This is a genomic window from Komagataeibacter xylinus NBRC 15237, from assembly GCF_001571345.1.
Taxonomy (GTDB): domain Bacteria; phylum Pseudomonadota; class Alphaproteobacteria; order Acetobacterales; family Acetobacteraceae; genus Komagataeibacter; species Komagataeibacter xylinus.
On the sequence record NZ_BCTP01000003.1, the window covers coordinates 13,973 to 37,518 of the forward strand.

At 59.8% G+C, this 23,546-nt stretch carries 21 protein-coding genes, 1 tRNA gene and 1 pseudogene; 20 read left to right on the forward strand and 3 right to left on the reverse strand.

The annotated features are described in order from the left end of the window. Positions 1-74 precede the first annotated feature (74 nt). The gene (locus tag GXY01S_RS01710; RefSeq protein WP_061271669.1) at positions 75-983 is read left to right on the forward strand and encodes an ROK family protein; all 909 of its coding nucleotides are present in this window, start codon (positions 75-77) and stop codon (positions 981-983) included. Between the two features lie 24 nt (positions 984-1,007). Here GXY01S_RS01710 and GXY01S_RS01715 read toward each other — a convergent pair whose 3' ends face one another. Further along, the gene (locus tag GXY01S_RS01715; protein WP_061271670.1) at positions 1,008-1,784 is read right to left on the reverse strand and encodes an RlmE family RNA methyltransferase; all 777 of its coding nucleotides are present in this window, start codon (positions 1,782-1,784) and stop codon (positions 1,008-1,010) included. Between the two features lie 12 nt (positions 1,785-1,796). Next, a complete protein-coding gene (locus GXY01S_RS01720) occupies positions 1,797-2,927 on the reverse strand; it encodes a Ppx/GppA phosphatase family protein (RefSeq protein WP_061271671.1) in 1,131 nt (376 codons plus the stop codon). Between the two features lie 168 nt (positions 2,928-3,095). Between GXY01S_RS01720 and GXY01S_RS01725 the strand changes: the two genes are divergently transcribed. The 4 genes from GXY01S_RS01725 (at position 3,096) to GXY01S_RS01735 (ending at position 6,789) form a co-directional block, all read left to right on the forward strand. Then, a tRNA-Gln gene (locus tag GXY01S_RS01725) sits at positions 3,096-3,169 on the forward strand. An 82-nt stretch (positions 3,170-3,251) separates the two neighbouring features. Beyond that, the gene (locus GXY01S_RS17865; protein WP_156470281.1) at positions 3,252-3,536 is read left to right on the forward strand and encodes a hypothetical protein; all 285 of its coding nucleotides are present in this window, start codon (positions 3,252-3,254) and stop codon (positions 3,534-3,536) included. Positions 3,537-3,951: 415 nt separating this feature from the next. Further along, on the forward strand, positions 3,952-5,274 hold the full coding sequence (locus GXY01S_RS01730) for an LLM class flavin-dependent oxidoreductase (protein ID WP_061271672.1): 1,323 nt from the start codon (positions 3,952-3,954) through the stop codon (positions 5,272-5,274). A 201-nt stretch (positions 5,275-5,475) separates the two neighbouring features. Beyond that, entirely contained in the window at positions 5,476-6,789 is a 1,314-nt protein-coding gene (locus GXY01S_RS01735) for an MFS transporter (RefSeq protein ID WP_061271673.1), read from the forward strand. 56 nt (positions 6,790-6,845) lie between these two features. Here the strand turns inward: GXY01S_RS01735 and GXY01S_RS01740 are convergent, their stop codons facing one another. Beyond that, entirely contained in the window at positions 6,846-7,295 is a 450-nt protein-coding gene (locus GXY01S_RS01740) for an Lrp/AsnC family transcriptional regulator (RefSeq protein ID WP_061271674.1), read from the reverse strand. Positions 7,296-7,399: 104 nt separating this feature from the next. Between GXY01S_RS01740 and GXY01S_RS01745 the strand changes: the two genes are divergently transcribed. From GXY01S_RS01745 to GXY01S_RS17870, 15 genes and pseudogenes are all read left to right on the forward strand, one after another. Then, entirely contained in the window at positions 7,400-8,482 is a 1,083-nt protein-coding gene (locus GXY01S_RS01745; RefSeq protein WP_061271675.1) for a saccharopine dehydrogenase family protein, read from the forward strand. Between the two features lie 195 nt (positions 8,483-8,677). Then, positions 8,678-9,649, forward strand: coding sequence for a D-2-hydroxyacid dehydrogenase (locus GXY01S_RS01750; protein WP_061271676.1), 972 nt, complete (start codon positions 8,678-8,680; stop codon positions 9,647-9,649). A gap of 117 nt (positions 9,650-9,766) precedes the next feature. Beyond that, positions 9,767-10,612 (forward strand): transporter substrate-binding domain-containing protein, encoded by an 846-nt coding sequence (locus tag GXY01S_RS01755; RefSeq protein WP_061271677.1) that lies wholly within the window; start codon positions 9,767-9,769, stop codon positions 10,610-10,612. Positions 10,613-10,661: 49 nt separating this feature from the next. Further along, positions 10,662-11,318 (forward strand): amino acid ABC transporter permease, encoded by a 657-nt coding sequence (locus GXY01S_RS01760; RefSeq protein WP_061271678.1) that lies wholly within the window; start codon positions 10,662-10,664, stop codon positions 11,316-11,318. A 25-nt stretch (positions 11,319-11,343) separates the two neighbouring features. Next, positions 11,344-12,117, forward strand: coding sequence for an amino acid ABC transporter ATP-binding protein (locus GXY01S_RS01765; RefSeq protein ID WP_061271679.1), 774 nt, complete (start codon positions 11,344-11,346; stop codon positions 12,115-12,117). Between the two features lie 32 nt (positions 12,118-12,149). After that, the gene (locus GXY01S_RS01770; RefSeq protein WP_169797724.1) at positions 12,150-13,418 is read left to right on the forward strand and encodes an NAD(P)/FAD-dependent oxidoreductase; all 1,269 of its coding nucleotides are present in this window, start codon (positions 12,150-12,152) and stop codon (positions 13,416-13,418) included. Between the two features lie 35 nt (positions 13,419-13,453). Then, positions 13,454-14,830, forward strand: coding sequence for an MFS transporter (locus tag GXY01S_RS01775; RefSeq protein WP_082770670.1), 1,377 nt, complete (start codon positions 13,454-13,456; stop codon positions 14,828-14,830). 24 nt (positions 14,831-14,854) lie between these two features. Next, positions 14,855-15,778: a LysR substrate-binding domain-containing protein gene (locus tag GXY01S_RS01780; protein ID WP_082770671.1), complete on the forward strand. Its 924-nt coding sequence runs from the start codon at positions 14,855-14,857 to the stop codon at positions 15,776-15,778. A gap of 12 nt (positions 15,779-15,790) precedes the next feature. Continuing rightward, entirely contained in the window at positions 15,791-16,144 is a 354-nt protein-coding gene (locus tag GXY01S_RS01785; protein ID WP_061271683.1) for a RidA family protein, read from the forward strand. A 593-nt stretch (positions 16,145-16,737) separates the two neighbouring features. Further along, entirely contained in the window at positions 16,738-19,077 is a 2,340-nt protein-coding gene (locus GXY01S_RS01790; RefSeq protein WP_255210340.1) for a TonB-dependent receptor plug domain-containing protein, read from the forward strand. A 114-nt stretch (positions 19,078-19,191) separates the two neighbouring features. Further along, positions 19,192-20,412 (forward strand): pyridoxal phosphate-dependent aminotransferase, encoded by a 1,221-nt coding sequence (locus GXY01S_RS01795; RefSeq protein WP_061271684.1) that lies wholly within the window; start codon positions 19,192-19,194, stop codon positions 20,410-20,412. 26 nt (positions 20,413-20,438) lie between these two features. After that, on the forward strand, positions 20,439-21,206 hold the full coding sequence (locus GXY01S_RS01800) for an aspartate/glutamate racemase family protein (protein ID WP_061271685.1): 768 nt from the start codon (positions 20,439-20,441) through the stop codon (positions 21,204-21,206). Between the two features lie 54 nt (positions 21,207-21,260). Next, on the forward strand, positions 21,261-22,040 hold the full coding sequence (locus tag GXY01S_RS01805; protein ID WP_061271686.1) for an SDR family oxidoreductase: 780 nt from the start codon (positions 21,261-21,263) through the stop codon (positions 22,038-22,040). Between the two features lie 103 nt (positions 22,041-22,143). Further along, positions 22,144-23,220: pseudogene (locus tag GXY01S_RS01810) on the forward strand (enolase C-terminal domain-like protein). Between the two features lie 104 nt (positions 23,221-23,324). Beyond that, complete coding sequence (locus GXY01S_RS17870) at positions 23,325-23,465, forward strand: hypothetical protein (RefSeq protein ID WP_156470282.1); 141 nt, start codon at positions 23,325-23,327, stop codon at positions 23,463-23,465. The last annotated feature ends 81 nt before the right edge of the window (positions 23,466-23,546 follow it).

Consider the following 23,546-nt stretch of genomic DNA (forward strand, 5'->3'; position numbering starts at 1 on the left):
TTTGATGTTGCGTGCAGGTACGATCATAAAAGCAAATGCGCCACTGATAAAACATGATGAAAGAAAGACTCCGGATGGCCGACTATCGTATTGGAATTGATTTTGGCGGGACCAAGATCGAAATAACCGCCCTTGGCATGGATGGCACCGAGCTTTTGCGCCGCCGCATTGCCAATCCTGGCAATTACCCCGCGGCCATCGAGGCCATGTGTGACCTGATCCGCGGTGTTGATCAGGAGCTCGGGGGTACCGGCACGGTTGGAATCGGCATTCCCGGCTCCATCAGCCCCGATACGGGCGTGATCAAGAACGCCAATGCCACATGGCTCAACAACCAGCCCCTGATCGTGGACATGACGGCGGCGTTGGGCCGTGCGGTGCGTATCGAGAACGATGCGAACTGCTTTGCGCTGTCGGAGGCGATTGATGGCGCGGGGGCAGGCCATCACAGCGTGTTTGGCGTGATCATCGGCACCGGCATGGGGGCTGGCATCGTGATCGACCAGAAACTGCTGATCGGCCATAACCACATTGCGGGGGAATGGGGGCATGTGCCGCTGCCCTGGCCGCGCATTGAGGAATTTCCCATGCCCAAATGTTTCTGCGGCAATGAAGGGTGTATGGAGCGCTTTCTCAGTGGGTCGGCGCTGGCGCAGGACTGGAAAGGCCCCGGCCACCGCAGCGCCGCCCATATCGAGCAGGAGGCCGAGGCAGGCGACCTGACCGCCATCGGCGCGCTTGACCGCTACATGGACCGCATGGCCCGCGCCTGCGCCATGGCCATCAACTTCATGGACCCCGACGTCATCGTGCTTGGCGGTGGCGTGTCGAACCTTGATTCGATCTATGACCGCGTGCCCCGCCTCATGCGGCGCTATGTCATCACCCCCAACTGTACCACGCCCATCGTGCGCAACAAGCATGGCGACAGTTCGGGCGTGCGCGGTGCCGCATGGCTGTGGGATGATCACCACACGGCATGAAGGTCCGGCAGGGGCGGGCTGTTTTCAGCCTTCCTCTCCCCCTTCGGCTTCCGCCTCCGGGGCACGGAAGCCCGTGGCCACCACGTAAAGCTCGCTGGATTCCTTGCGGCTTGCGGGCGGCTTGGCATGGCGCACCTGGGTAAACAGGCGCTTGAGTTCAGCGAGCATCTGCTTTTCCGACCCGCCCTGGAACACCTTGGCCACGAACGCGCCGCCGGGGGCGAGAATGCGCGTGGCAAAATCCAGTGCCAGCTCGGCCAGGCCGATGATGCGCAGGTGATCGGTCGGCGCATGGCCCGTGGTGTTGGGCGCCATGTCGGACATGACCACGTCGGCCCGGCCACCGAGCAGTTCCGTCAGGCGGTCCGGCATGTCGGGGTCATTGAAATCCCCTTCGATGATGGTCGCACCCGGCACCGGGTCAACCGGCAGCAGGTCCACGCCCACCACCCTGGCCGCGCCGCGCTTGACCGCGACCTGCGTCCAGCCGCCCGGTGCCGCGCCAAGATCGACGATGCGCGTGCCGGGCGTGATCAGGTGAAAACGGTCATCAAGTTCGATCAGCTTGAAGGCCGCGCGTGAGCGCCAGCCCTGCTTCTGGGCGGCCTGCACGTAGGGGTCGTTGAGCTGTCGTTGCAGCCAGCGGTGCTGGGCGGTGGTGCGCCCGCGGGCTTTCTTTACGGTTACGGTCTTGGTGCGGTTGGACTGGGCGGCCTGTCCGTCACTGGCGCTGTCACCGCCGGGAGTGAGACTGCTGGTACGGGCCTTGCCCGGAATGCGGGTGGTGGAACGCTGCTTCATGACGGGACGCGGTCAGGGACTGACCTGGTGCTCCAAACGATTGTACAGGGAAAAGGAAGGCGGCGCGGTGGCTGGGGCCGCCTGTCGCCTGCGGTTGCCAATCATGCGTAAAAGCAGCCCGTCGCGCAATCCCCGGTCGGCCACGGTCACGTCCGCCATGGGCCATGTGGTGACGATGGCCTCGAATATGGCGCAGCCCGGCAGGATGTAGCGCGCGCGCTCCGCCCCGATTATGGGGTTGCGCACCAGCCCCTCGAGCCCGCCCGTGCGCAGGGTGTCGATCATGCTCAGGGCGCGGGGCACGGACAGGGCGGAGCCATCAATGCTGGCCCGGTCGTAACGCCCCTGGCCCAGTGCAAGGCTGGCCAGCGTGGTCACGGTGCCGCTGGTGCCCAGCAGCATGACATTCTGGCGCGCGATTTCACGCGCGATGCAGTGCACGTCATCAAAGCCGCGCAGCACGTCGCTGATTTCGGATACGACGCCGTGGTAGCCCCGATCGGTAAAGATGTCGGCGCCATGGCGCTCGGCCAGGGTCATGATGCCCACCGGCAGGCTGACATAGCCCGAAAGGTCGTGGCTTCCGGCTTCGCGGTCGATGCGCGCCCAGGCGATCTCGGTCGAGCCGCCGCCAATATCGAACAATAGCCCGCGGCTGGTGCCCGCATGCCCGCCCTGCAGCAGCGAGGTGCAGGCCGCAAGGGCAAGCTCTGCTTCCTCCCGCGCGGAAATGACAGAAATGTCGAGCCCGGTCTCGCGCAGCACACGGCCGATGAACTCCATGCCATTGGCCGCCCGCCTGCACGCCTCGGTGGCGATGGCGCGGTGACCGTGCAGGTCATACAGCCCCATGCGGGCCACGCAGGCCTGAAGGGCGGCGAGCGTGCGCTCCATCGCGGCATCGGCGAGCTGGCCTGAATGGTGCAGCCCTTCACCAAGGCGCACGGCGCGGCTGAAACTGTCGATCACGCGAAGGCCGTGTTCGCCCGCGCGGGCAATGAGCAGGCGGCAGTTGTGGGTGCCAAGGTCTATGGCGGCATAAAGCGGCGCGCGCATCAAGCGGCGGTGCACGGCAGGCGGGAAAGGGGCAATCCCTGCCTGCGGGCGTATCTTTGCACTGTGCGGCTGCTGGACCATGTTCATCCCAAACCCGTTTGGCGGCCAAGGTATTACCTATTGTGTTGAGTGTTCTGCGCAAAACGCAAGACAAAAGAGAAAAGTTTATAAAAATGCGCGCAAGGGGGTTGCACCCCCCGGAGCGGGCGGGTATATGCCTGATCACCGCAGCGCATCGCGCCGCTCTCTCCTTGCTGGGGGATAGTTTAGCGGTAGAACTACCGGCTCTGACCCGGTCAGCCCTGGTTCGAATCCAGGTCCCCCAGCCAAAGAGATCTCTTCTTGATAAAACTGATAAGTTTTTTCTCTGCAGGCAGGCTGAAAAGTCCGTGCAGGGAATGGTCTGTCATTATGACAAATGGTCTGGCGAGGCTTTTTTCAGAAAGTTTCAGGGACCGCCGTGCAATCGGTTGCGTCAATGGCGGGGCTATCAGCGAAGGATGGCGAAGCAGGCAGCTCACCTGTCTGGTGATGACGCCTTCCAAGAGACTGTCTGCAAAGTTGGCCCGGAAAACATCCAGCAAACATAGGGAAGTTTTTGGTGAAGCTTTTTTAAAAAAAGCAGTGCCCAGAACTTTTTATCATTTTTTATCAATGAGTTGCTTTCGAGCGGCATCTAAAATCATTATCATATAGAGTAAGGTAACGGGTCTGGCTGTCCCCGGTCGAGGATCGCCAGTGCGGGTCAGCTCATGCGTGTCATGACCGAAGGCTTGATGCCATTCACGGCTGGCCAGAATTCATATGTTTTTCTGTAATATAAAAAGTAATGCAAGCATTCCTTTTAGTAATAAATTTATAGGATAAATATTTTTTTCATAATTTGGTTTTTCCTGCGCCTGGGGTGGGAAAATCCTTGCATGGCCTGGCCTATAGCGCCCTTTCGCATTGAATCATATTTATTAAATAATGATTTCATCTGTTACATGATTTGCGAAATTCGTGGCCTGTCCCTACAGCGGTTGTACTATTCATGCGGGCAGGGGCCTTGTCTCGGCGGACATTTTCTGTTCGGCTAAGAAACATATTTTTTATTGTGCAGGATTTCCGCATGAACAGGATGATGAGCTTCGGTCTGTCTATGCGCTACCTCGGCTATCATGCGGCAAGTTGGCGTCATCCTGATGCAAACCCGCGTGGCGGCATGCAGTTCGCGCATTTTGCTGAAGTGGCCCGCAAGGCGGAAGCCGCCGGGTTTGACATGCTCTTCCTCGCGGATGGTATTGGCATCCGTACCGTTGACAGCCCGGTGGGCGCGCTGGCCCAGACAGCCCAGACGGCCGATCTCGAGCCCCTGACCCTGCTGTCTGCCCTGTCGGCGGTGACAACCAATATCGGCCTCGTGGCCACGGCCTCCACAACCTATAACGAGCCTTTTCATGTGGCGCGCAAATACGCCTCGCTTGACCGGATCAGTGGCGGGCGTGCCGGGTGGAATATCGTCACGTCATGGTCGGAGGCGGAAGCATGGAATTTCGGACGTGATACCCATCTGGGCTATGCCGAGCGCTACGAGCGCGCCTATGAATTCGCCGATGTGGTCGAAGGGCTGTGGCATTCATGGGGCACGGACGCCATCGTGGCGGACAAGAAAACCGGCATTTTCCTTGATACCAGCCGCCTGCGCGTACTGAACCACAAAGGCCCGCATTTTCGCGTGCGGGGGCCGCTTGACGTGCCACCAAGCCCGCAGGGGCACCCGGTCATGGTGCAGGCGGGCGCATCCGATGCGGGCATCGAACTCGCCGCGCGCAAGGCCGAAGTGGTCTATGCGCTGCCGCATGATTTGCAGATGGCCGAAAGCTATTCCCGCCGCCTGCGCGGCGCGCTCGAGCAGCATGGCCGCGACCCGCGCGGCATCCGCATCCTGGCGGGCATCACGCCCTATATTGGCGCGACCATGGCCGAGGCGCAGGAAAAATACGATGCTATGAATGCCCTGATCCTGCCGGAACTCGGGTTGTCCTATCTTTATGCCCAGTTGGGCGACCTCTCGGCTTTTCCGCTCGATGGCCCGGTGCCTGATCCGGTCGATCCGCGCGTGCGCAGTATTGCGCAGGGACTGATCACCATGGCGCGGTCACGCAACATGACCATCCGCCAGCTTTATAATTTCATTGCCGCCGGTTTTGGCTCGCGCGTGGTGATCGGCACGCCAGAAAGTATCGTAGATGAAATGCAGGAATGGTTTGAAACCGGGTTTGTTGACGGTTTCAATCTGTGCCCCGCATTGTTGCCGATGGATATTGATTCGTTCTCAAATCATATCCTGCCTGAACTACGCCGCCGGGGTCTGGCGCGCACGGGTTATGCAGGCTCCACATTACGCGCAAACCTGGGCCTGCCCATGCCGGGCTGCTGTTACCCCGCCTGAGCACCGCAGGCATTTTAGGGTTCAGGCGCGTGACGGGAACGGCATGACGCAACGGGTTCCGCCCTGATGCGCGGGTGTCGCGCATGCCGCCGGTTCACGGGGGCGTATGGGGCCTGCCCGGTAACAATGGTTCTGCACATTCGCTGACAACATCAATATCGCCGTGCCGCCTTGGCGCGCAGGGCAGGGGAACGTCTCATCATGCGGATATCCAACTGGAAGGCCGTTGTCGGCTCAATCTGCGGAAATGCCATGGAATGGTATGATTTCATGGTCTTTTCCTACATGGTATCGCTCATCGGGCCGTTGTTCTTTTCGGGCGCGGATGTGGGCGCGCATGTCATCCTGCTCTCCACCGCGCTTTTTGGTGTCGGGTTTGTAACCCGTCCACTCGGTGGCATCGTGCTCGGGGGATATGCCGACAGGCATGGCACCGCAGCGGCCATGGTGCTGGGCATGGGGATCATGGCGCTGTCCATCGCCCTGATCGCCTTCGCGCCAACCTATGCGCAGGCGGGTAGCGTGGGGGTGTGCTTTCTTGTAGCGGGCCGTCTGTTGCAGGGGTTCTCGGCCGGGGGTGAGTTTGCCACGTCCACCACGTACCTGATCGAGGCCGCGCCGCCGGGCCGCCGGGCCTTTTATGGGTCGTGGCAGATGATGGGCCAGCTTTTTGCCCAGATCCTTGGTGGCACCGTTGGCTATGTCATTACCAGTGCGTTCACCCCCGGCCAGATTGCGGGCTATGCATGGCGCATTCCGTTCCTGATCGGGCTGTTTATCCTGCCTGCCGTCCTGATCATGCGGCGCAGGACCATGGGGCAGGGGCAGGCAGCACGGCATCATGTTGCGGCCCGCCTGCCGCTTGCCGGGATCATGCGCGACATGGCGGCACAGTGGCGCGCCGTGCTGTCGGTCATGGGGCTGGTGTCAAGTACGTCCGTCTCGCTGTACGTGCTGTTTGGTTATACGGTAACCTATGCCACCCAGACGCTGCACCTGCCCATGAAAGGGGCGTATCTGGTGCAACTGTCTGCGGCACTGGGCATGATGCTGATCGTGCCCGCAAGCGGGTGGCTGGCCGACAGGATCAGCGCGCGGCGCATGCTCTTCTGGGCGCTGTTTGTCTATTTTCTTGAAATCTGGCCGCTTTATGCATGGCTGGTGGCCCGGCCATCGCTGCTGCGGCTGGTGGTCATGCAGGTCGGGCTTGCCATTCCCACCGCCGTGTTCCTTGCCACGTATTGCACGATTATCGTCACCGTGCTGACCGGCAGGCATCGGGTAACGACACTGGCGACTGCGCATAACATCGCGGTCATGGTTGTCGGCGGGCTGTCGCAGTTCGTTGTGACATGGCTGCTGCATGTAACGGGAGCGGCGATTGCGCCCGCGTTCTTCGTGTCCGTGGTCATTGCGATGGGCACGGTCTCGGCCCTGTATCTTGTGCGCTCGGAGCATAAGGCGCCACGGTCGTCTTTCGTGCCCGATCCGCTTGCGGTGCGTAACGGAAAATGAACCGATGGCCTCTCCACTGCTTGCGGGGGAGAGGCTCGTGACGCGCCAGGAGCGCCCTAGCGCTGGCGCCGTGTGGACAGGATCATGGAGGACATGGTCCGCTCCACGCCATCAAGGCTGCCAATCTCGTCAATCACGGTATCAAGCCGCGTGATGGAACGCGCTTCCACCATGACGATCATGTCGAAATTGCCACTGACCGAATAGATCGTGCGCACCTCGGGGATGCGGCGCAGCAGGGTCTGTACGGAGGCGGTATATTTGGGGCTGAGTGTCACCAGCATATGCGCGCAGACATAGCTCTCGGCGTAGGCTGCGGCCAGCCGCAGGGAATAGCCTTCGATCACGCCCTGGCGCTCAAGCTTTTCCAGCCGGCTCTGCGCGGTTGAGCGCGAAATGCCCAGCCTGCGCGCCACGAGTGCTACGGGCATGCGGGCGTTTTCGCGCAGCAGGTTGATCAGTTCCTCTTCTGCCGGGTTGATCGTCGTTTTGCCTGATATGCTCATTATTATGCCTGATATAAATGTCGTTATAGTCAGATTTATGCTACGATCTGGCAACGATGCATGTCACTCTTTTTCATGTCCAACCGACGGATTAAGGATTGAGCATGACGAAAGAGATCGCAGTAATCGGGGCTGGGCGGATTGGTTCCGTTATTGCCGATATGCTTGCGGATACAGGTGATTATACTGTCACCCTGTTTGATGCCTCCAGCCAGATCATCGCTGCCCTGCAGCCGCTTGCCGGTGTCATGGTGCAGCAGCTCGACATTACGGATGACGCCATGCTGGCGCAGGCGCTGCATGGCAAGTTCGCCGTGCTGAGTGCGGCCCCTTTCTACCTGACCGCGCGCATTGCGCAGGTGGCGGTCGAGGCTGGCGTGCATTATCTTGACCTGACCGAAGATGTTGCCAGCACCGGCCGGGTGCGGGCCCTGGCGCAGGGCGCACGCACGGCCCTGATCCCGCAATGCGGTCTTGCTCCCGGTTTCATCACCATCGTGACATCATGGCTCGCAGCACAGTTCGACACCCTGCACGATGTAAGCATGCGCGTGGGGGCGCTGCCCGAATATCCGTCAAACATGCTGAACTATAACCTCACATGGTCGCCTGATGGGGTCATCAACGAATATTGCGAACCGTGTGACGCGATTGTCGATGGCGTGATGCGCAAGGTCACGCCGCTGGAAAACGTGCAGGAGTTTTCCATGGATGGCACGCGTTATGAGGCGTTCAATACGTCTGGCGGCCTTGGTTCCATCTGCGAAATGCTCGAAGGCAGGGTGCGCAACCTCAACTACCTGACCATTCGCTACCCCGGCCATGCCCATCTGATGAAATTCCTCCTGCGCGACCTGCGGCTTGCCGAGCGCCGCGATGTGATGAAGGACATTCTGGAATACGCCGTGCCAGGCACCATGCAGGACAAGATCATCATTTTCGTCACGGCCACCGGGCACAAGGATGGCGCGTTCATGCAGAAAAGCTATGCCAGCACCATTCATGGCATGGACATTGGCGACCGCCCACGCACCGCGATCCAGGTCACGACGGCAGCCGGGATCTGCACGGTGCTCGACATGCTTGCCAAAGGGCAGATTGCGGATGCGGGCTTCGTATATCAGGAAAACATCAAATACGAATCCTTCATCAACAACCGTTTTGGCCGCGTTTACGCACAGGGCTGACAGGGCGGAATGGTCGGGAACATCCGTGCCTATTCTGTAAAGGAATAGTTTGATGAGATGTTTTCCCTTCCATATTGTTACTTATACGATATGATATTCTCAAATTGAACGTAGTCATTTCCGTGCTTTGTTTACTTGTTTATGGAAATAAAAAAGTAATTTCAAAGTATGGATCTATGCAGCAGGAAAAGAAAAATGAACAAAATCTGGGCCGGTAGCCAGCCGCAGGTCTGTGTGGGTCATGCTTATTATGACCTCAAGGGTGAGATGGAAAAGCGGCCCAACCCGCCGCCATGCACCCAGGTCAAGACGCTGAAGGATCTTGAGGCGGTCATCGGTGAGGCGGAAGTGCTGGTCATTTCCATGCTGTGGAAGAACCATCTCCTTGACCTTGCCCCCAAGCTCAAACTGGTGCAGTCGGTCAGTGCCGGTGTCGATCATTACGATCACGACAAATTTCGCGCGCGTGGCATCCATCTGTGCAGTGCGCAGGGCGTGAACGCCAATGCCGTATCCGACCATGCGCTGGCCCTTATGCTCAGCCTGTCGCGCCGTCTGTACGAAGCGCGTGACGACCAGCATAATTCCTTCTGGCGCCCGACCAGCACCGACCAGGCGACCCGCCTGCAGGAGCTTAACGGCAAGACCGTCCTGATCGTGGGTTTTGGTGGCATCGGTGCCCGTGTCGCGCGTCTGTGCCAGGCGTTTGGCATGAACGTGATCGCCATGCGCCGCCGTGTCACGGCGGATGCTCCGGCAGGCGTGCGCATGATCACCAATGACAAGTTTATCGAAACCCTGCCGCAGGCCGACATGGTCGTGCTGACCTGCCCGCTCACGCCCGAGACGTTTGGCATGGTGGGCGTGGAAGCACTCGCCGCCATGCGTCCCGATGCGCAGTTGATCAATGTCGCGCGCGGCAAGGTGGTGGACGAGCAGGCGCTGATCACGGCGCTCGAGAAAGGCCAGATCGCTGGCGCCGCGCTTGATACCTTTGTGGAGGAGCCGCTGCCTGAATCTTCTCCGCTGTGGAAAATGCCCAACGTGATCGTTACGCCGCATGCCGCGGGCGAGACCCAGTTTTATGAGCGGAATGTGGTTGATATTCTGATGAAGAATATCAGCGCTCTTGAAAATGGCACTGCGTTGACAAACCAGATTGTCTGACCCTTCGAAGCGATTGATTTATATCGGATACCAATTAATATCGACTTGATAACGAAATGGGTCGCGCGGCTATCCTTGCCATAATGGAATAGTCGCGCAGGACAAGGAGAGTACGAAATGACAACGCGCCGTGATCTTGTTTCCAAAATCGCTTTGGGGTCCGTGGTGGCGGCGGGTGCATTGCGTGCTGCTCCTGCCCGCGCCGACAGCGCGGGCGAAAACCGCCTCGACCGCATCCGTCGCACAGGCAAGATGCGCACGGCGGCGGTCGTGGGGGCGGAGCCGTTTTTTCATAAGGACATCATGGGCGGCGGCTGGTCGGGCGCGTGCGTCTCCATGGCGCAGGATCTTGCAAAGTCGCTTGGTGTTGCGTGTGAAATCGTCGATGCCCAGTGGGGCGGGGCGGTGATGGACCTGCAGAGCGACAAGATCGATGTCATGTTCGCCCTCAGCCCCACGCCGCAGCGCGGGCTGGTGGTGCAGTTCAGCAACCTCATGATCGACAACACCTTTACCGCCATCGTGCGCAATGGCCTTGAGGTGAGCAAGTGGGAAGACCTGAACAGGCCTGAAGTCCGGGTCGCGTTCGATGTGGGGTCTTCGCACGATATTTTTGTCAACCGTGCACTGCCGAAGTGCACCAAGGTGGCCGTGCAGTCTCCTACCGATACGATCATGGCGTTGCAGACCGGCCGTGCCGACTGCGTGGTGCAGGTCATCGCGATTGCGGCCGTGATGCATGCGCGCGCGCCCAACGTGGGCACCCTGATCGTGCCGCAGCCCATGATCGGTCAGCCCACCTGTGTCGGGGTGCCGGTTGAAAGCGATCCCCGCTGGCTGACCTATATCAATAACTGGCTGCTCTACAGCCGCTCGGAGGGAATTATCCGCCAGTGGATGTTCGAGGCCATGACAAGCCAGGGCGTAAAGATCGAGAGCCTGCCGCCGGGCCTCAGTTTCTGATTGCCATCGTGGTGAAGAGTGGGGTCAACATGCGCGAAAGTAGCCGATAATGTCTTACCAGTGGGATTTTGGCCTTGTCTGGCATTACGCACCACTATTGGGAACCGGTATTGAATATACCCTGGGCCTTACGGTTGTTACTTCCGTAATCGGCATGGTGATCGGCACCTGCCTCGCCCTGTGCCAGCAGAGCCGGATGTGGTTCATATCCGTGCCGCTGGGCATGGTGTCGGAAGTGTTCCGATGTACGCCATCGCTGGTGCAACTGATCTGGTGCTATTACGCGCTGCCCATCGTGCTGGGCATTACCCTCTCGCCCATGGCCGCGGCCCTGCTGGCCCTGTCGATCTATGGGGGCGTGTTTTACGGCGAGATCTTTCGCGCGGGGCTGCGTTCGATCGATCCGGGGCAGTGGGATGGCGCGCGCGCGCTGGGCATGACGTCATGGACCATGATGCGTCGCGTCATCCTGCCGCAGGTGCTGCGGCGCATGGTGGGGCCGATGGTCAGCCAGACGGTGCTGCAGCTCAAGAATACATCGCTTGTTTCCGTCGTGACGGTGCCGGATCTTGTCTATCAGGGGCAGATGGTTGCTTCGGCCACCTATCGCCCGCTGGAAGTATACACGACCATTGCCATTCTTTATTTCCTGATCCTCTTCCCCCTGACCCAGCTGTCTCGGCTGCTGGAACGGCGGTGGGCCTGATGCGATCCGTGGCGGAGAATTCATAATGTCGCAACAGCCTCCGATGATCCAGATCACCAATCTCAGCAAGGCCTACGGCAAGAATACCGTGCTGCATGATATCTCGCTGGATGTGCCGCAGGGCGGGAGCGTGGCGCTGATCGGGCCGAGCGGGTCGGGCAAGTCAACACTGCTGCGCTGCATCAACCTGCTTGAAGAGCCAAGTGCGGGCAGCATCCGCGTTGACAGCCAGGTCATGGAATTCGGGCCGCGCAGCCAGCGCCCCGGCGGTGCCAGGCTTGCCGGTTTCCGGGCCGAGACTGGCATGGTGTTCCAGTCCTTCAACCTGTTTCCCAACATGACGGTGATCGAGAACGTCATGGCCGGGCCGCTTTATGTCAAGCATGTGCCACGCGATGCGGCGCGCGCGCAGGCGCTTGAACTGCTTGATCGCGTGGGCATGGCGCACAAGGCGGATGTTTCGCCCTCCAACCTGTCGGGCGGGCAGAAGCAGCGTGTCGCCATCGCACGGGCTTTGGCCATGCAGCCCAAGGTCATGCTGTTTGACGAGGCGACCTCCGCACTCGATCCCCAGCTTGTGGGTGAGGTGCTTGGCGTCATGCGCGACCTTGCGGCGGCTGGCATGACGATGGTTGTCGTAACCCATGAAATGGCGTTTGCGCGTGATGTTGCCGATACGGTTGTGTTCATGAGTGGTGGCTACGTGGTGGAAAAAGGCCCGGCCCATGACGTGATCGAGAACCCGCAGGAAGACAGGACCAAAGAATTCCTTCGTCATTTTCACGTCGGTCGTAACTGAAAACCATCAATTCCTGTGCGGAGATGAAAGTCATGTCGCAACATGTTGTTGTTGTCGGGTCCGGCATTGTCGGCACCGTGGTGTCGATTGCCCTAGCCCGCAAGGGGCACCGGGTGAGCGTTATCGGGGCGGACCAGCCCGACTCGTGCGAGATGGCCAGCTACGGCAATGCCGGCTGGCTCAATCCGGGTTCGGTCGTGCCACTGTCCATGCCCGGCCTGTGGCGCAAGGTGCCCGAATACCTGCTCAACGCCAATGGTCCGCTCACGCTGCGCCTGTCTGCCGTGCCGCAACTGGCCTCGTGGCTGGTGCGCTTCATGGCGGCGGGCTGCACGCCACGCCGGGCGCGCGCCATAGCGGCGGCCCTGCGGCCCTTCCTGCATGATGCGCTGGAGCGGCACGAGGCCCTGGCCAGGGAGGCGGGTGTGCCGGAGATGATCAAGGGCGGCGGCCTGCTGATCGTGTATCCGGACCGCGCGGCCTATGGGGCGGATGCGCTTGGCTGGTCGATGCGGCGCGACAATGGCGTGGCATGGCGTGAGCTTGAAGGCGAAGAACTTCGCACGCTGTGCCCCGGCCTGAGCGAACGTTATCAGTTCGGCGCCCTGATTACCGATGGTGGCTACTGCACCAGCCCGGGCGGTTATACCAGCGCGCTGGCAACCTATGCCGCAGGGCTTGGGGTGACGCAGGTGAGCGGGCGTGTCAGCGGCTTTCGCAAAAGTGGCGGGCAGGTGCTGGCGGTGGAGCATGCCGGTGGCGAGATCGCCTGTGACCGCGTGGTGATTGCAGGCGGTATCGGCACGACGGAACTGGCGCGCATGCTGTCTGATACGGTGCCGCTGGTCAGCGAGCGCGGCTACCATGTGCAGGTATCGGCGCAGGATGTGGCGCTGCCGGTCCCGACCATGATGTCGGATCTCAAATTCGGCATTACCCCGATGGGCAACGAGATCCGCGGGGCAGGGCAGGTGGAGTTCGCCCGCCGTGGCCGCGCGCCGGACTGGCGGCGCGCGCGCATCATTCTCGAATGCATCCGTGCCTCCTTTCCGTCAGCCCGGATCGAGAGCTTTGAAAAAGTGGCGCGCTGGATGGGCAACCGCCCCTCCACGCCTGACTGCCTGCCGGTCATCGGGGTGTCGCCCCATGCATCCAATGTCGTCTATGCCAGCGGGCACGGGCATCTTGGGCTGGTCAGTTCGCCCTATACGGCCGATATCGTGGCGGACCTGATCGATGGCGTTTCGCGCACCGACATCAAGCCCTACGACCCGGCGCGCTTTTGCCGCTTTCGCCTGTAAGCGCGCGGGGGAGTGGAGCGCCTGTGCCTGAGCAAATGACAACAAGCCCTCCGCGCCCGGCACCATACGGGCATGTCATGGCCATGGCAGCCATTGTCATGGCCGTGCTGCTGTCGGTCCTCGACTATGCGGTTGCCAATATCGCCCTGCCCACCATCACGCGGGAACTCGGGGCCAGCCCTTCGGCTGGCGTGTGGGTGGTCAATGCCTACCAACTGGCGGGTTGCGCGCTCATGCTGCCACTGGCCACATGGTCGGAAAAGATTGGCGCCGTAAAGCTGTGCCAGATCGGGCTGGTCATTCTCATGGCGGGTTCCGTGCTGTGCGCATGGGCGCCGAACCTGCCGGTCATGGCGGTGGCGCGCATGACCCAGGGCGTGGGGGGCGCGTGCATCATGGCGGTCTATGCCGCACTGGTGCGTGCTGTCTGCCCGCCGCAGCGCATTGGCCAGGGGCTGGCCATGACGGCGCTGGCCACTTCGCTGGGGGTGGCGCTCAGCCCATCGGTCGCGGCACTGATCCTGATGTTGGGGTCATGGCGGTGGCTGTTTCTGTTCAACCTGCCCTGTGGCCTGATCACGCTGGCATTCGTGCTGAAGTGCCTGCCGCCCATTCAGGGCCAGCCCCGGCGGATGGATGGCCTGGCCATCGGGTTGAATATCGTCACGTTTACCGCCTTTCTCATCGGGGCCGACATGCTGGCGCATGGCGAGGCGGCTGGCATTGGCGCGGGACTGGTGCTGGCAGGCGTGGTGGCGATGGGTGTTCTGGTCATGCACCAGAAAAACATGGCTACCCCCATGCTGCCGCTTGACCTGCTGGGCATCCCGGCCTTCCGCACCGGGTTCGTGACGTGTTTCCTGGCCTACGTGGCCGCGAATTTCTACATGATCTCCATTCCCTTCACGCTGAATGGCCTGTTTCATCGTTCCGCCATTGAAACGGGGCTGCTCATCATGCCCTGGCCAGGTAGCATGGTGCTGATGGCCCCGGTGGTCGGCCGTCTGGCGGACCGGTATTCCGCAGGCTGTCTGGTCTCGATCGGGCTGTTCATGACCGGGGTTGGGTTCCTGCTGGTCAGGCTCCTGCCGCCAGATGCCGGCAATCTCAACATCATGTGGCGTTTCGCGGTGGCGGGCATGGGCTACAGCCTGTTCACGTCACCCAATAACCGTTCAATGGTTGTGGCGTCTCCGGCGAGCCGCTCATCAAGTGCCAGCGGCATGATTTCCATCAGTCGTATTCTTGGCCAGACCTTTGGCGCAATCGGGGTGGCCTTCATCCTGGCCCGGGTCAGGGTCAATCCGGCGCTGCACTGCCTTGAATGGGCAACAGCGACCGCCTGGGTCGCGGCACTCATCAGCGCCTCGCGCCTGCGGCGCCCCCAAGCAGGGAGAATGGTTTCGTCGTAAATCAAGAGGGAAGGGGAGACGGCCATGTTGTTACCACGTCGGGTTATACCATCGATTTCAGAAATGATTGCTTTCGAGGCTGTGGCGCGGCATGAAAACTTTAGCGCGGCGGCGGAAGAACTGTATCTGACCCAGGGCGCCATAAGTAAACAGATACGCAGTCTGGAACTGACGCTTGGGGTTTCCCTGTTTGACCGGCGGCGCAAGCGCCTGGTCCTGACCCGCCAGGCACGTTTGCTCCTGCCTTCCATTGCCTCGATCATCGAGCAGATCAGCAGCACGACCTACAAGATCATCTCGTCCTCGGACAAGACGAACAATATAAACCTTTCCGTTTTTTCAACTTTTTCCTCACGCTGGCTTATTCCACGTTTTGCCCGGCTGTTTGCGCAGTATCCTGATTTCAATGTCAATGTTTCCACTGTTTTTGAAGCATTCACCTTTGATGACACGGATTGCGATGTCGCCATTCATTACGGTCAGGCCGTATGGCCGAATGGTATTCTCTATCATCTGTTTGACGAGATCATCATACCGGTGTGCAGCCCGGCCTATCGGGAGAAGACGGGTTTCAGCAAACCCGAAGATTTTAACCGGATCAACCTGATACAACTCACCACCCGCCCGGGACTGTGGGAATACTGGCTGTCACATGCGGGGATCAAGACCAGCAAACCATTGCATGGCAATATATTTGACCAGTTCAATGCAACCATAGAAGCCGCATTGAGTGGGCTTGGTGCTGCCCTCGTGCCGCATATTTTCGTTGAGCGCGAATTGCGCGAGGGCAAGCTCGTCGTGCTGTCAGATGAGTTGCTGAAAGGACAGGGCGCTTACTATGCTGTAATCCCGACCGAGAAACAGAATAACGCATCCATCATGCAGTTTATTGAATGGATCAGGAAAGAAAGTGCGGAATACCGGATCAACACCGCATTTCATGAATAAAAAGGAACGAAAATGACAGACGTACAATACATCGATCAGAATGCCCGTCGCTCGCGCGCGGTCATTGCAGGCAATACGGTTTACCTTGCGGGCTGCACGGCGGCTGACCGTTCACGCGATGCCGCGGGCCAGACGGCGCAGATCCTTGAAACGATCGAAGGCGTGCTTGCCCAGGCGGGTACGGATAAGGGCCATATTGTAAATGTTACGATCTGGCTGTCGGACATGAAGAATTTTGATGCGATGAATGGCGTTTATGACAACTGGATTGTCAAGGGACGTGCGCCCGCGCGATGCTGTGGGGAAGTCAGGCTAGCATTGCCCGACATTCTGGTGGAAATCATGGTTGTGGCGGTCAAGCCGTAATACCGGGTTTTCATTTGCATAAAGCCCGGCAGGGGCGGATATGTTCCGCCCCTGTTTTCTGTCCAGACTGTTTTTAACAGCGGTGTTTGTCGAAGCGTTGTGAGCAGGGCTGCACCAGAAACGTACCTGTTGTTTCGGAACTGGCCTGTTTCAGGTGGCCTCGCAAAAATAAAAAATCGTCCCTGTAACGTGTAATAACGTTATTGACTTGAAACGATATGAATTGCGTGTTGTAAACGCTACATATTGTTAAAAATAAGACAAAAAATAATGGTTGGGTGAATTTTTTTCCGCGTTAGTTTCTAGCCTCCCGGCCAATATATGTTATCGTAACTTAATCGAAACGTAATTGCAGGCGCTAAGGTGACAGCAAGCGGTTCGACTTTCTTTTAAGTGCGCTGGAAGTGTTATCGCGTCGGCCTGTAACCCGTAAGCTGGAGAGCAATGTTGTGGTGAAACGACTTATATGGAAAAAAAGTCTGTTTTCCGCTGGGGCGGTTCTTATGGTCGGGAGTGCCCTTACGCCACTCAGGGCCGGGGCACAGACCGCGTCCTCGCCTGTCATGACTTCGAGCCATGCCAAGCCGAAACCGGTGCCTCGCGCGCATGCTTCCACCGCCACTGCGGCGCATGTCGCGCTGCACCCGGAATCCATTTCCGTGTCTGGCGTGCGGCGGGTCAACTCGGCCCTGTCCGATTCAACGCAGGTGCACAGCACGACTGCTGTGCAGGTCGTCAGCGCCGAACAGCTCAAGCAGACTGGCGAGACCAACGTCATGGCCGCGCTCGAGCAGTTGACGCCGTCACTCAGTTCGCCGTCCTTCAGTGGTCTTGGCGCCAATGGTTTCGTGCGCACCATGCAGTTGCGCAACCTGTCGGCTGACCAGACCCTTATTCTCGTCAATGGCAAGCGGCGGCATCTGACGGCAAACTTCAATGCCAATGCCGGGCCGAACAGCGGCACCGAACCGGCTGACATTTCGCTGATCCCCATTACGGCAATCGACCATGTCGAGGTCATTACCGATGGCGCAAGCGCGCTGTACGGCCAGGAAGCCATTGCGGGCGCGGTCAATATTGTCCTGAAAAAAGATACTCATGGTGGTGTCTTCAATATTCAGAACAGTGGCTATTACGCGGGTGATGGCCAGGCGGTTGATGGCTCGGCCAGCTACGCCATACCGCTTGGCCATAACGGCGGCTTCATGGACCTCGCGGGTCAGGTGACGCACAGCCAGCCCACCAACCGTTCAGGCATTTATGAAAAGGCGGGGGATCCGCAGTCGGGGCAGAACCTGAACCGCATGATGGGCATGGGCCGCCAGATGCTCGAGACTTTCTCGGCAAACGGCGAAATGCCGATCACGCCCGATGTCAAGGCCTACCTGACCGCCACCTATTCGCATCGTGACTACGAAACGCCGCAGACCATCCGTTCGGCTGCAAACGTCAACACCATTACCGAATTCTACCCCAACGGGTTCCAGCCCGTCATGGGCCTGACGGAAGATGACTTTCAGGTCAATGGCGGCTTCCGTGGCAAGGATTTCCATAAATGGTCATGGGACACATATGTAACGTATGGCCGCGACTACCAGAACTACCGCACGCTTGATTCGGATAACGCGACCTACGGGCTGAACAGCCAGACCTCGTTCTACGATGGCTCCAACATTGCAACGGAACTCGTGGCCGGTGGCAAGATGTCGCGGAACTTCAAGGTCGGGTTCCTGCCCAAGCCGATCAACTTCATGTTCGGCGGCGAATATCGTCATGATACGTTCCAGCTTGAAGCCGGTGACCTGCAGTCCTGGTCGGATGGTGGCATGCGGGCAGGGGCCACGCCGGGTGCTGGTGGTCATGCCGGTGCGGCTCCGGTCGATGCCAGCAACAGCTCGCGTGATGTATATGACGGGTACGCCAACGTTGACCTGTACGTTACGCCCAAGTGGGAATGGACCCTTGGCGGGCATGTCGCGCATTATTCCGATCTCAACAAGACAGCGGAAACCGGCACGGTCGGCACGCGCTACAACTTCAACAAGCGCTGGGCCATCCGGGCCAGTGTTGGCGTGGGCTACCGCCCGCCAACGCTCGGGCAGGAAAACTACTTCATCGTAACCGACTTCCCCACCTATGCCACATCGCAGCTGCCAGCGAATGGTGCCGCGGCCAAGGCGCTCGGTTCCAATGGGCTGAAGGGTGAAACGTCACGCAACTACAGCATCGGTGTCGATGCAACGCCGCTTGATAACTGGCACCTCTCGGCCAACCTGTACCGCATCGCCATTAACGACCGCATGGCGAACTCGACGCAGTTCACCAGCTATAATGGTACGCCGATTGGCGACATCCTGAAGAACTACGGCCTGGCGAGCGTGACATACGGGCAGTATTACATGAATGCGGCCAATACACTGACCTATGGCGGCGACGTGACGACCGACTATACGCTGCGTGTCGGGCGGATGGGCACGCTGCGCTTCAACATGGGCATCAACTTCGCTGATACCGAGATTTCCCATTACAATGTCTCGCAGCAGCTCTTTAACAGTTATGCCCAGAACACCCTGCTGCACACGGCCCCGAAAAACCGCGAGATGGTGGGCGTGCAGTGGAAGTGGAAGCGCCTGACAATCCGCGCGGAAGAAGAGCGCTACGGCACGGTCACCTATATTGCCAGCCCAAGCCTGCCGACTTCGCAGTGGACCGTGGTCAAGCCCGGCTACATCACCAACCTTGAAGTCGGTTACGATGTTCTTGACCGCCTGCATCTTGTCGCTGGCGCCAACAACCTGTTCAACTACTACCCCAACCAGGTCAACCATGCGGTATCGGTCAGCACGTCGAACGGGTCTTACAAGTATCCGTTCAACTCACCTTATGGCTTCATGGGTGGTTTCTACTATGTCAAGGCGTCCCTGCAGTTCTGATCGCTGAAAACAGAAAAAAACAAATAAAACGGAAATGGTACCTGTCGGGCAAAGCCTTGCCCTGACAGGTGCCATTATCCGCTTGTGAATTTTTTACAGGTCCAGGAGAGTGATATGGACGTCTATTCCGGCTTTTCACGTGCGCGGCGCATACAGGATATAGAAGTATCTGAAATCATCCGTATCGTTGCCGATGCCAATGCCCTGCGCAGGCAGGGGCGTGATGTCATTCTTCTGGCCGCGGGCGAGCCTGATTTCCCCACGCCGGATAATGTCAAGCTGGCCGCTATCGACGCAATCCTGTCAAACCAGACCCGCTATACGGCGCTTGACGGCACGCCCGCGCTGAAAGCGGCGATACAGGAAAAGTTCCGCCGCGAGAACGGGCTGTCCTTTGCGCTCAACGAGATCAGTGTCGGGCCGGGCGCCAAGCAGGTGCTTTATAACGTGCTGATGGCAACGCTGGACCAGGGTGATGAAGTCGTCCTCACCACGCCGTGCTGGACATCCTATCTGGACATGATCCGCATTGCGGGCGGCGTGCCCGTGACCTGCCCCTGTGCGGAAGACAGCGCCTTCCTGCTCACGCCCGAAAAACTGGAAGCCGCCATTACGCCGCGCACGCGCTGGCTGCTGCTGAACTCTCCCGCCAACCCCACGGGCGCCGTTTATGATGGTGGGGCGCTGGAAGCGCTGGCGGATGTGCTGCGCCGCCACCCGCATGTGGGCGTGATCTGCGATGACATTTACGAGCATCTTGTTTACGACGATGCCAGATTCGTCACGATGGCTTCAGTCTGCCCGGATCTGCGTGACCGCACGGTTACGATCAACGGGGTTTCCAAATCCTATTCCATGACCGGCTGGCGCATCGGGTTTGCAGGCGCGCCGCAGCCCATCATCGCCGCCATGGCCGTGGTGCAGAGCCAGAGCAGCTCCAACCCGTGCTCCATCAGCCAGGCGGCGGCGGCACAGGCCCTGTCCGGCCCGCAGGGCGTGCTGGCCGAGCGGCGGGCCGTGTTCTGCAACCGCCGTTCGATCGTGGTGGACGCTCTGAACGCCATGCAGGGCATTCACTGCCTGCTGCCCAAGGGTGCGTTCTACGCCTTTGCCAGTTGCCAGGGGCTGCTTGACCTGCCGCAGGTGCGGGCAAAAGGCATCACGACGGATAGCGCGCTGTGCCATTACTTCCTGCACGCGCATGAGGTGGCGATCGTGCCGGGTTCATGCTTCGCACTGCCGGGGTTCTTCCGTATTTCTTACGCGGCATCGGACCATGACCTGAAAACCGCCATGGCGCGGCTTGCGACGGCTGTCAGCCAGCTTGTAGCCTGATGAAATGATAAAGTGAGCACAGACAGATGACACGACCTGTAGTATCCGGCAGCCGCGTGGCGCATGGCGGCAAGGCTGTTTATGGTGTGAACCTTGGCGTTCTCATGCTCGATGCCCGCTTTCCCCGCATTCCGGGTGATATGGGCAATGGCGAGACATGGCCGTTCCCGGTGGAACTGCACATCATGCCCAATGTGACGCCTGAACTCGTCGTCATGGGCAACCCGCTTGATTACCTGCCCGTGGCCATTGAGTCCGCACGACAGATGATTGCCCGCGGGGTGAGCGCCATTACCACCAATTGTGGCTTTCTGGCGCTGTTGCAGCCACAACTTGCGGCAGCGCTTGATGTGCCGGTCGCGACATCATCGCTCATGCAGATCCCCTCGGTGCAGGCAACCCTGCCGCCGGGCAAGCGGGTCGGGGTGGTGACTGTTTCGGCCGCGACGCTGACACCGGCCCATTTCCGCGCGGTGGGCGCGCCTGAGGATACGCCCACATGCGGCACCGAAAACGGCAGGGAATTTTTCCGCGTTCTGATCCGGGCGGAAAAGGACGACCTGGATATCGACCTAGCCGAAGCCGATGTCGTGGCTGCCGCGCGTGAACTCATCGAGAAAAACCCCGATGTCGGGGCGATCGTGCTGGAATGCACCAACATGCCGCCCTATGCGGCCGCCGTTGCAGCCGCGACCGGCCTGCCGGTCTATGACATCTATACCCTCGTGACCTGGTTTGTGGGCGGGATTCGCCCGCGCGTCTTTCCCGTGCCGCAGCGTTACCTGAAGGCATAGGCCCGGACCGCCGCGCAGGGCACGCTTCTCCTTAACAGGACCGGAGGAAAATGGATGGAACTTGGTATCGAGGGGCGCAGGGCGATCGTGTGTGGCGCCAGCCGGGGCATCGGTCAGGCCATCGCGCTGCAACTGGCCCGTGAAGGGGTGGTGGTGAGCCTTGTCGCCCGCACCCGTGAAGGGCTGGCCGAAACAGCAGGCCAGATCAGCGCGGCTGGGCTGCCCGCGCCCCAGATCGTGGTGGCGGACCTGATGACGGAAGAAGGGCGCACGCATGTCATGACCTGCTGCCCCAGCCCCGATATCCTGATCAATAACGGTGGCGGCGCACCGCCCGGCGATTTTCGCGACTGGGCGCGGCCGGAATGGATTCATGCGCTTGACATGATGATGCTTGCGCCCATCGACATGATCCGCCGCGTGATGGATGGCATGATCGCGCGCGGATTTGGCCGGATTGTCAACATCACCGCGCGCAGCGTCAAGAACCCGCATGCGGTGCTTGGTCTTTCGGCTGCGGCGCGGACGGGGCTTGTCGCGTTCTCCTCCGGCCTGTCGCGGCAGGTTGTAAAGCATAATGTCACGATCAACAGCGTGCTGCCGGGCATTGTCGCCTCCGAGGCGCAGTTCAGCCATATCCGTGGCCTGAGTGCGATGACGGGACGCAGCTACGATGAACTCTGGGCGGAAAAGGCGCGGGCAAACCCCGCGGGCCGGTTTGGCACGCCGGAGGAAATTGCCTGCACCACGGCTTTCCTGTGCGGGGCGCAGGCCGGTTTCATGACGGGGCAGAGCCTGCTTGTCGATGGCGGCGATTATTCGGGCCTGTTCTGATCTGGTCCGTATCTGACATTGCGTAAACCTGAAATTGTCTAGGATAACCTCAATGACCCGCGTTTCTGATCCCATCATCGCCATGCGTGTTCATGTACTGCGCATGCCAACACTAGCCACGCATGCGCATGGTATTGGTGATGTATCATCCTTTGATACCGTTATACTTGAACTGAAAACCAGCAGTGGTATTACCGGATGGGGCGAGGCGTCGCCCTGGCCCGTCTTCACCGGCACGGTCGAAGCCAGTGTCGCGGCCCTGCATGTTTTCATGCGGCCTTACCTGATGGGGGCCGACCCCTGCCTGGTTGAAAAGCATCTTGCCGCCATGGACCGCATGGTCGTCAACTGCACGGAAGCCAAGGCGGCAGTGGAAATGGCCCTGCTCGACATCATGGGCAAGATGTCGGGGCTCTCGGTGGGCGACCTGATTGGCGGGCGCTGCCATGACGCCATTCCGCTGAGTTTTTCGGTCGCAAACCCGAATTATGATCTCGACCGCGAGACGGTAAAGGAATTCTACGCGCGCAATATCCGCATCTACAAGCTCAAGGCAGGGTTTGCCTCGCACGAATTCGATGTCATGCGCCTGCAGGACCTGCGCAATACTTATGGCAGCGAGATCGACCTGCGTGTTGACTACAATCAGGGCATGCATGCCTATGAAGCCATCCGCAGGCTCAAGGATCTGGAACGCTTCGACCTGACCTTCATCGAGCAGCCGGTGCCGCGCACCAATATCGAGGCCATGGCCCGCATCACCCAAGCGATCGACACGCCCATCCTGGCCGATGAATCCGTGTTCGGCCCGCGTGATGCGCTGACGGTTGTCAAGATGTAGGCCGCCGACCTGTTCAGCCTGAAAATCATGAAAAGTGGCGGCATCCGGCGCGGGCTGGAAGTTGCGGGCATTGCACGCGCGGCGGGCATCGGCGTGTATGGGGGCTGCATGCTGGAAACCGGCATCGCCCATATGGCGGGCCTGCACATGATGTCGGTCATTCCCGACCTGACATTGGGGTGTGAGTTCTATATGCCAACCTGCTTCCTTGTGGAGGATATTCTTGCCCATCCTTTCCCGGAGGTGGACGGCAAGATACAGGTTCCCAACAGCCCCGGCCTGGGCGTTGAGGTGGATATCGAGCGCCTTGCGCGTTACCGCACGCGGCTGTGGGAATAAAGGCACAGGCAGGATGTGGCAGGCTACTGGCCTGCCACATGTAACGATGACACCGGCTGAAGTATTTTTAACCGCGCCACCGCCATGTGACGGAAACGGGTTGCATGATGATGGGGGCAGGGAAGGCCACCGTGACCCGCCGGATGAACCTGCTCCTTCAAGGCAGCCGAAGATTTTATTTCCTGAAAGAAATATTCAGGAAAAACATGCCCAGTCCTGACCTGCGGATGTCCGATACGGGCTGATAACCGGCTGAAGCCAGGCGCGGTCCATGCAAGCACCTGATCGTGCAGCCTGTCCCATATCCCGGCCGCAGGAAACATGGC

Coding starts and splice junctions, on each gene's coding strand:
- GXY01S_RS01805 (WP_061271686.1), top strand. CDS start 21,261: ATGGAACTTGGTATCGAGGGGCGCAGGGCGATCGTGTGTGGCGCCAGC.
- GXY01S_RS17865 (WP_156470281.1), top strand. CDS start 3,252: ATGACAAATGGTCTGGCGAGGCTTTTTTCAGAAAGTTTCAGGGACCGC.
- GXY01S_RS01740 (WP_061271674.1), bottom strand. CDS start 7,295: ATGAGCATATCAGGCAAAACGACGATCAACCCGGCAGAAGAGGAACTG.
- GXY01S_RS01780 (WP_082770671.1), top strand. CDS start 14,855: ATGTTGTTACCACGTCGGGTTATACCATCGATTTCAGAAATGATTGCT.
- GXY01S_RS01755 (WP_061271677.1), top strand. CDS start 9,767: ATGACAACGCGCCGTGATCTTGTTTCCAAAATCGCTTTGGGGTCCGTG.
- GXY01S_RS01800 (WP_061271685.1), top strand. CDS start 20,439: ATGACACGACCTGTAGTATCCGGCAGCCGCGTGGCGCATGGCGGCAAG.
- GXY01S_RS01750 (WP_061271676.1), top strand. CDS start 8,678: ATGAACAAAATCTGGGCCGGTAGCCAGCCGCAGGTCTGTGTGGGTCAT.
- GXY01S_RS01710 (WP_061271669.1), top strand. CDS start 75: ATGGCCGACTATCGTATTGGAATTGATTTTGGCGGGACCAAGATCGAA.
- GXY01S_RS01765 (WP_061271679.1), top strand. CDS start 11,344: ATGTCGCAACAGCCTCCGATGATCCAGATCACCAATCTCAGCAAGGCC.
- GXY01S_RS01720 (WP_061271671.1), bottom strand. CDS start 2,927: ATGAACATGGTCCAGCAGCCGCACAGTGCAAAGATACGCCCGCAGGCA.
- GXY01S_RS01760 (WP_061271678.1), top strand. CDS start 10,662: ATGTCTTACCAGTGGGATTTTGGCCTTGTCTGGCATTACGCACCACTA.
- GXY01S_RS01785 (WP_061271683.1), top strand. CDS start 15,791: ATGACAGACGTACAATACATCGATCAGAATGCCCGTCGCTCGCGCGCG.
- GXY01S_RS01795 (WP_061271684.1), top strand. CDS start 19,192: ATGGACGTCTATTCCGGCTTTTCACGTGCGCGGCGCATACAGGATATA.
- GXY01S_RS01735 (WP_061271673.1), top strand. CDS start 5,476: ATGCGGATATCCAACTGGAAGGCCGTTGTCGGCTCAATCTGCGGAAAT.
- GXY01S_RS01770 (WP_169797724.1), top strand. CDS start 12,150: ATGTCGCAACATGTTGTTGTTGTCGGGTCCGGCATTGTCGGCACCGTG.
- GXY01S_RS17870 (WP_156470282.1), top strand. CDS start 23,325: ATGATGATGGGGGCAGGGAAGGCCACCGTGACCCGCCGGATGAACCTG.
- GXY01S_RS01730 (WP_061271672.1), top strand. CDS start 3,952: ATGAACAGGATGATGAGCTTCGGTCTGTCTATGCGCTACCTCGGCTAT.
- GXY01S_RS01745 (WP_061271675.1), top strand. CDS start 7,400: ATGACGAAAGAGATCGCAGTAATCGGGGCTGGGCGGATTGGTTCCGTT.
- GXY01S_RS01715 (WP_061271670.1), bottom strand. CDS start 1,784: ATGAAGCAGCGTTCCACCACCCGCATTCCGGGCAAGGCCCGTACCAGC.
- GXY01S_RS01775 (WP_082770670.1), top strand. CDS start 13,454: ATGACAACAAGCCCTCCGCGCCCGGCACCATACGGGCATGTCATGGCC.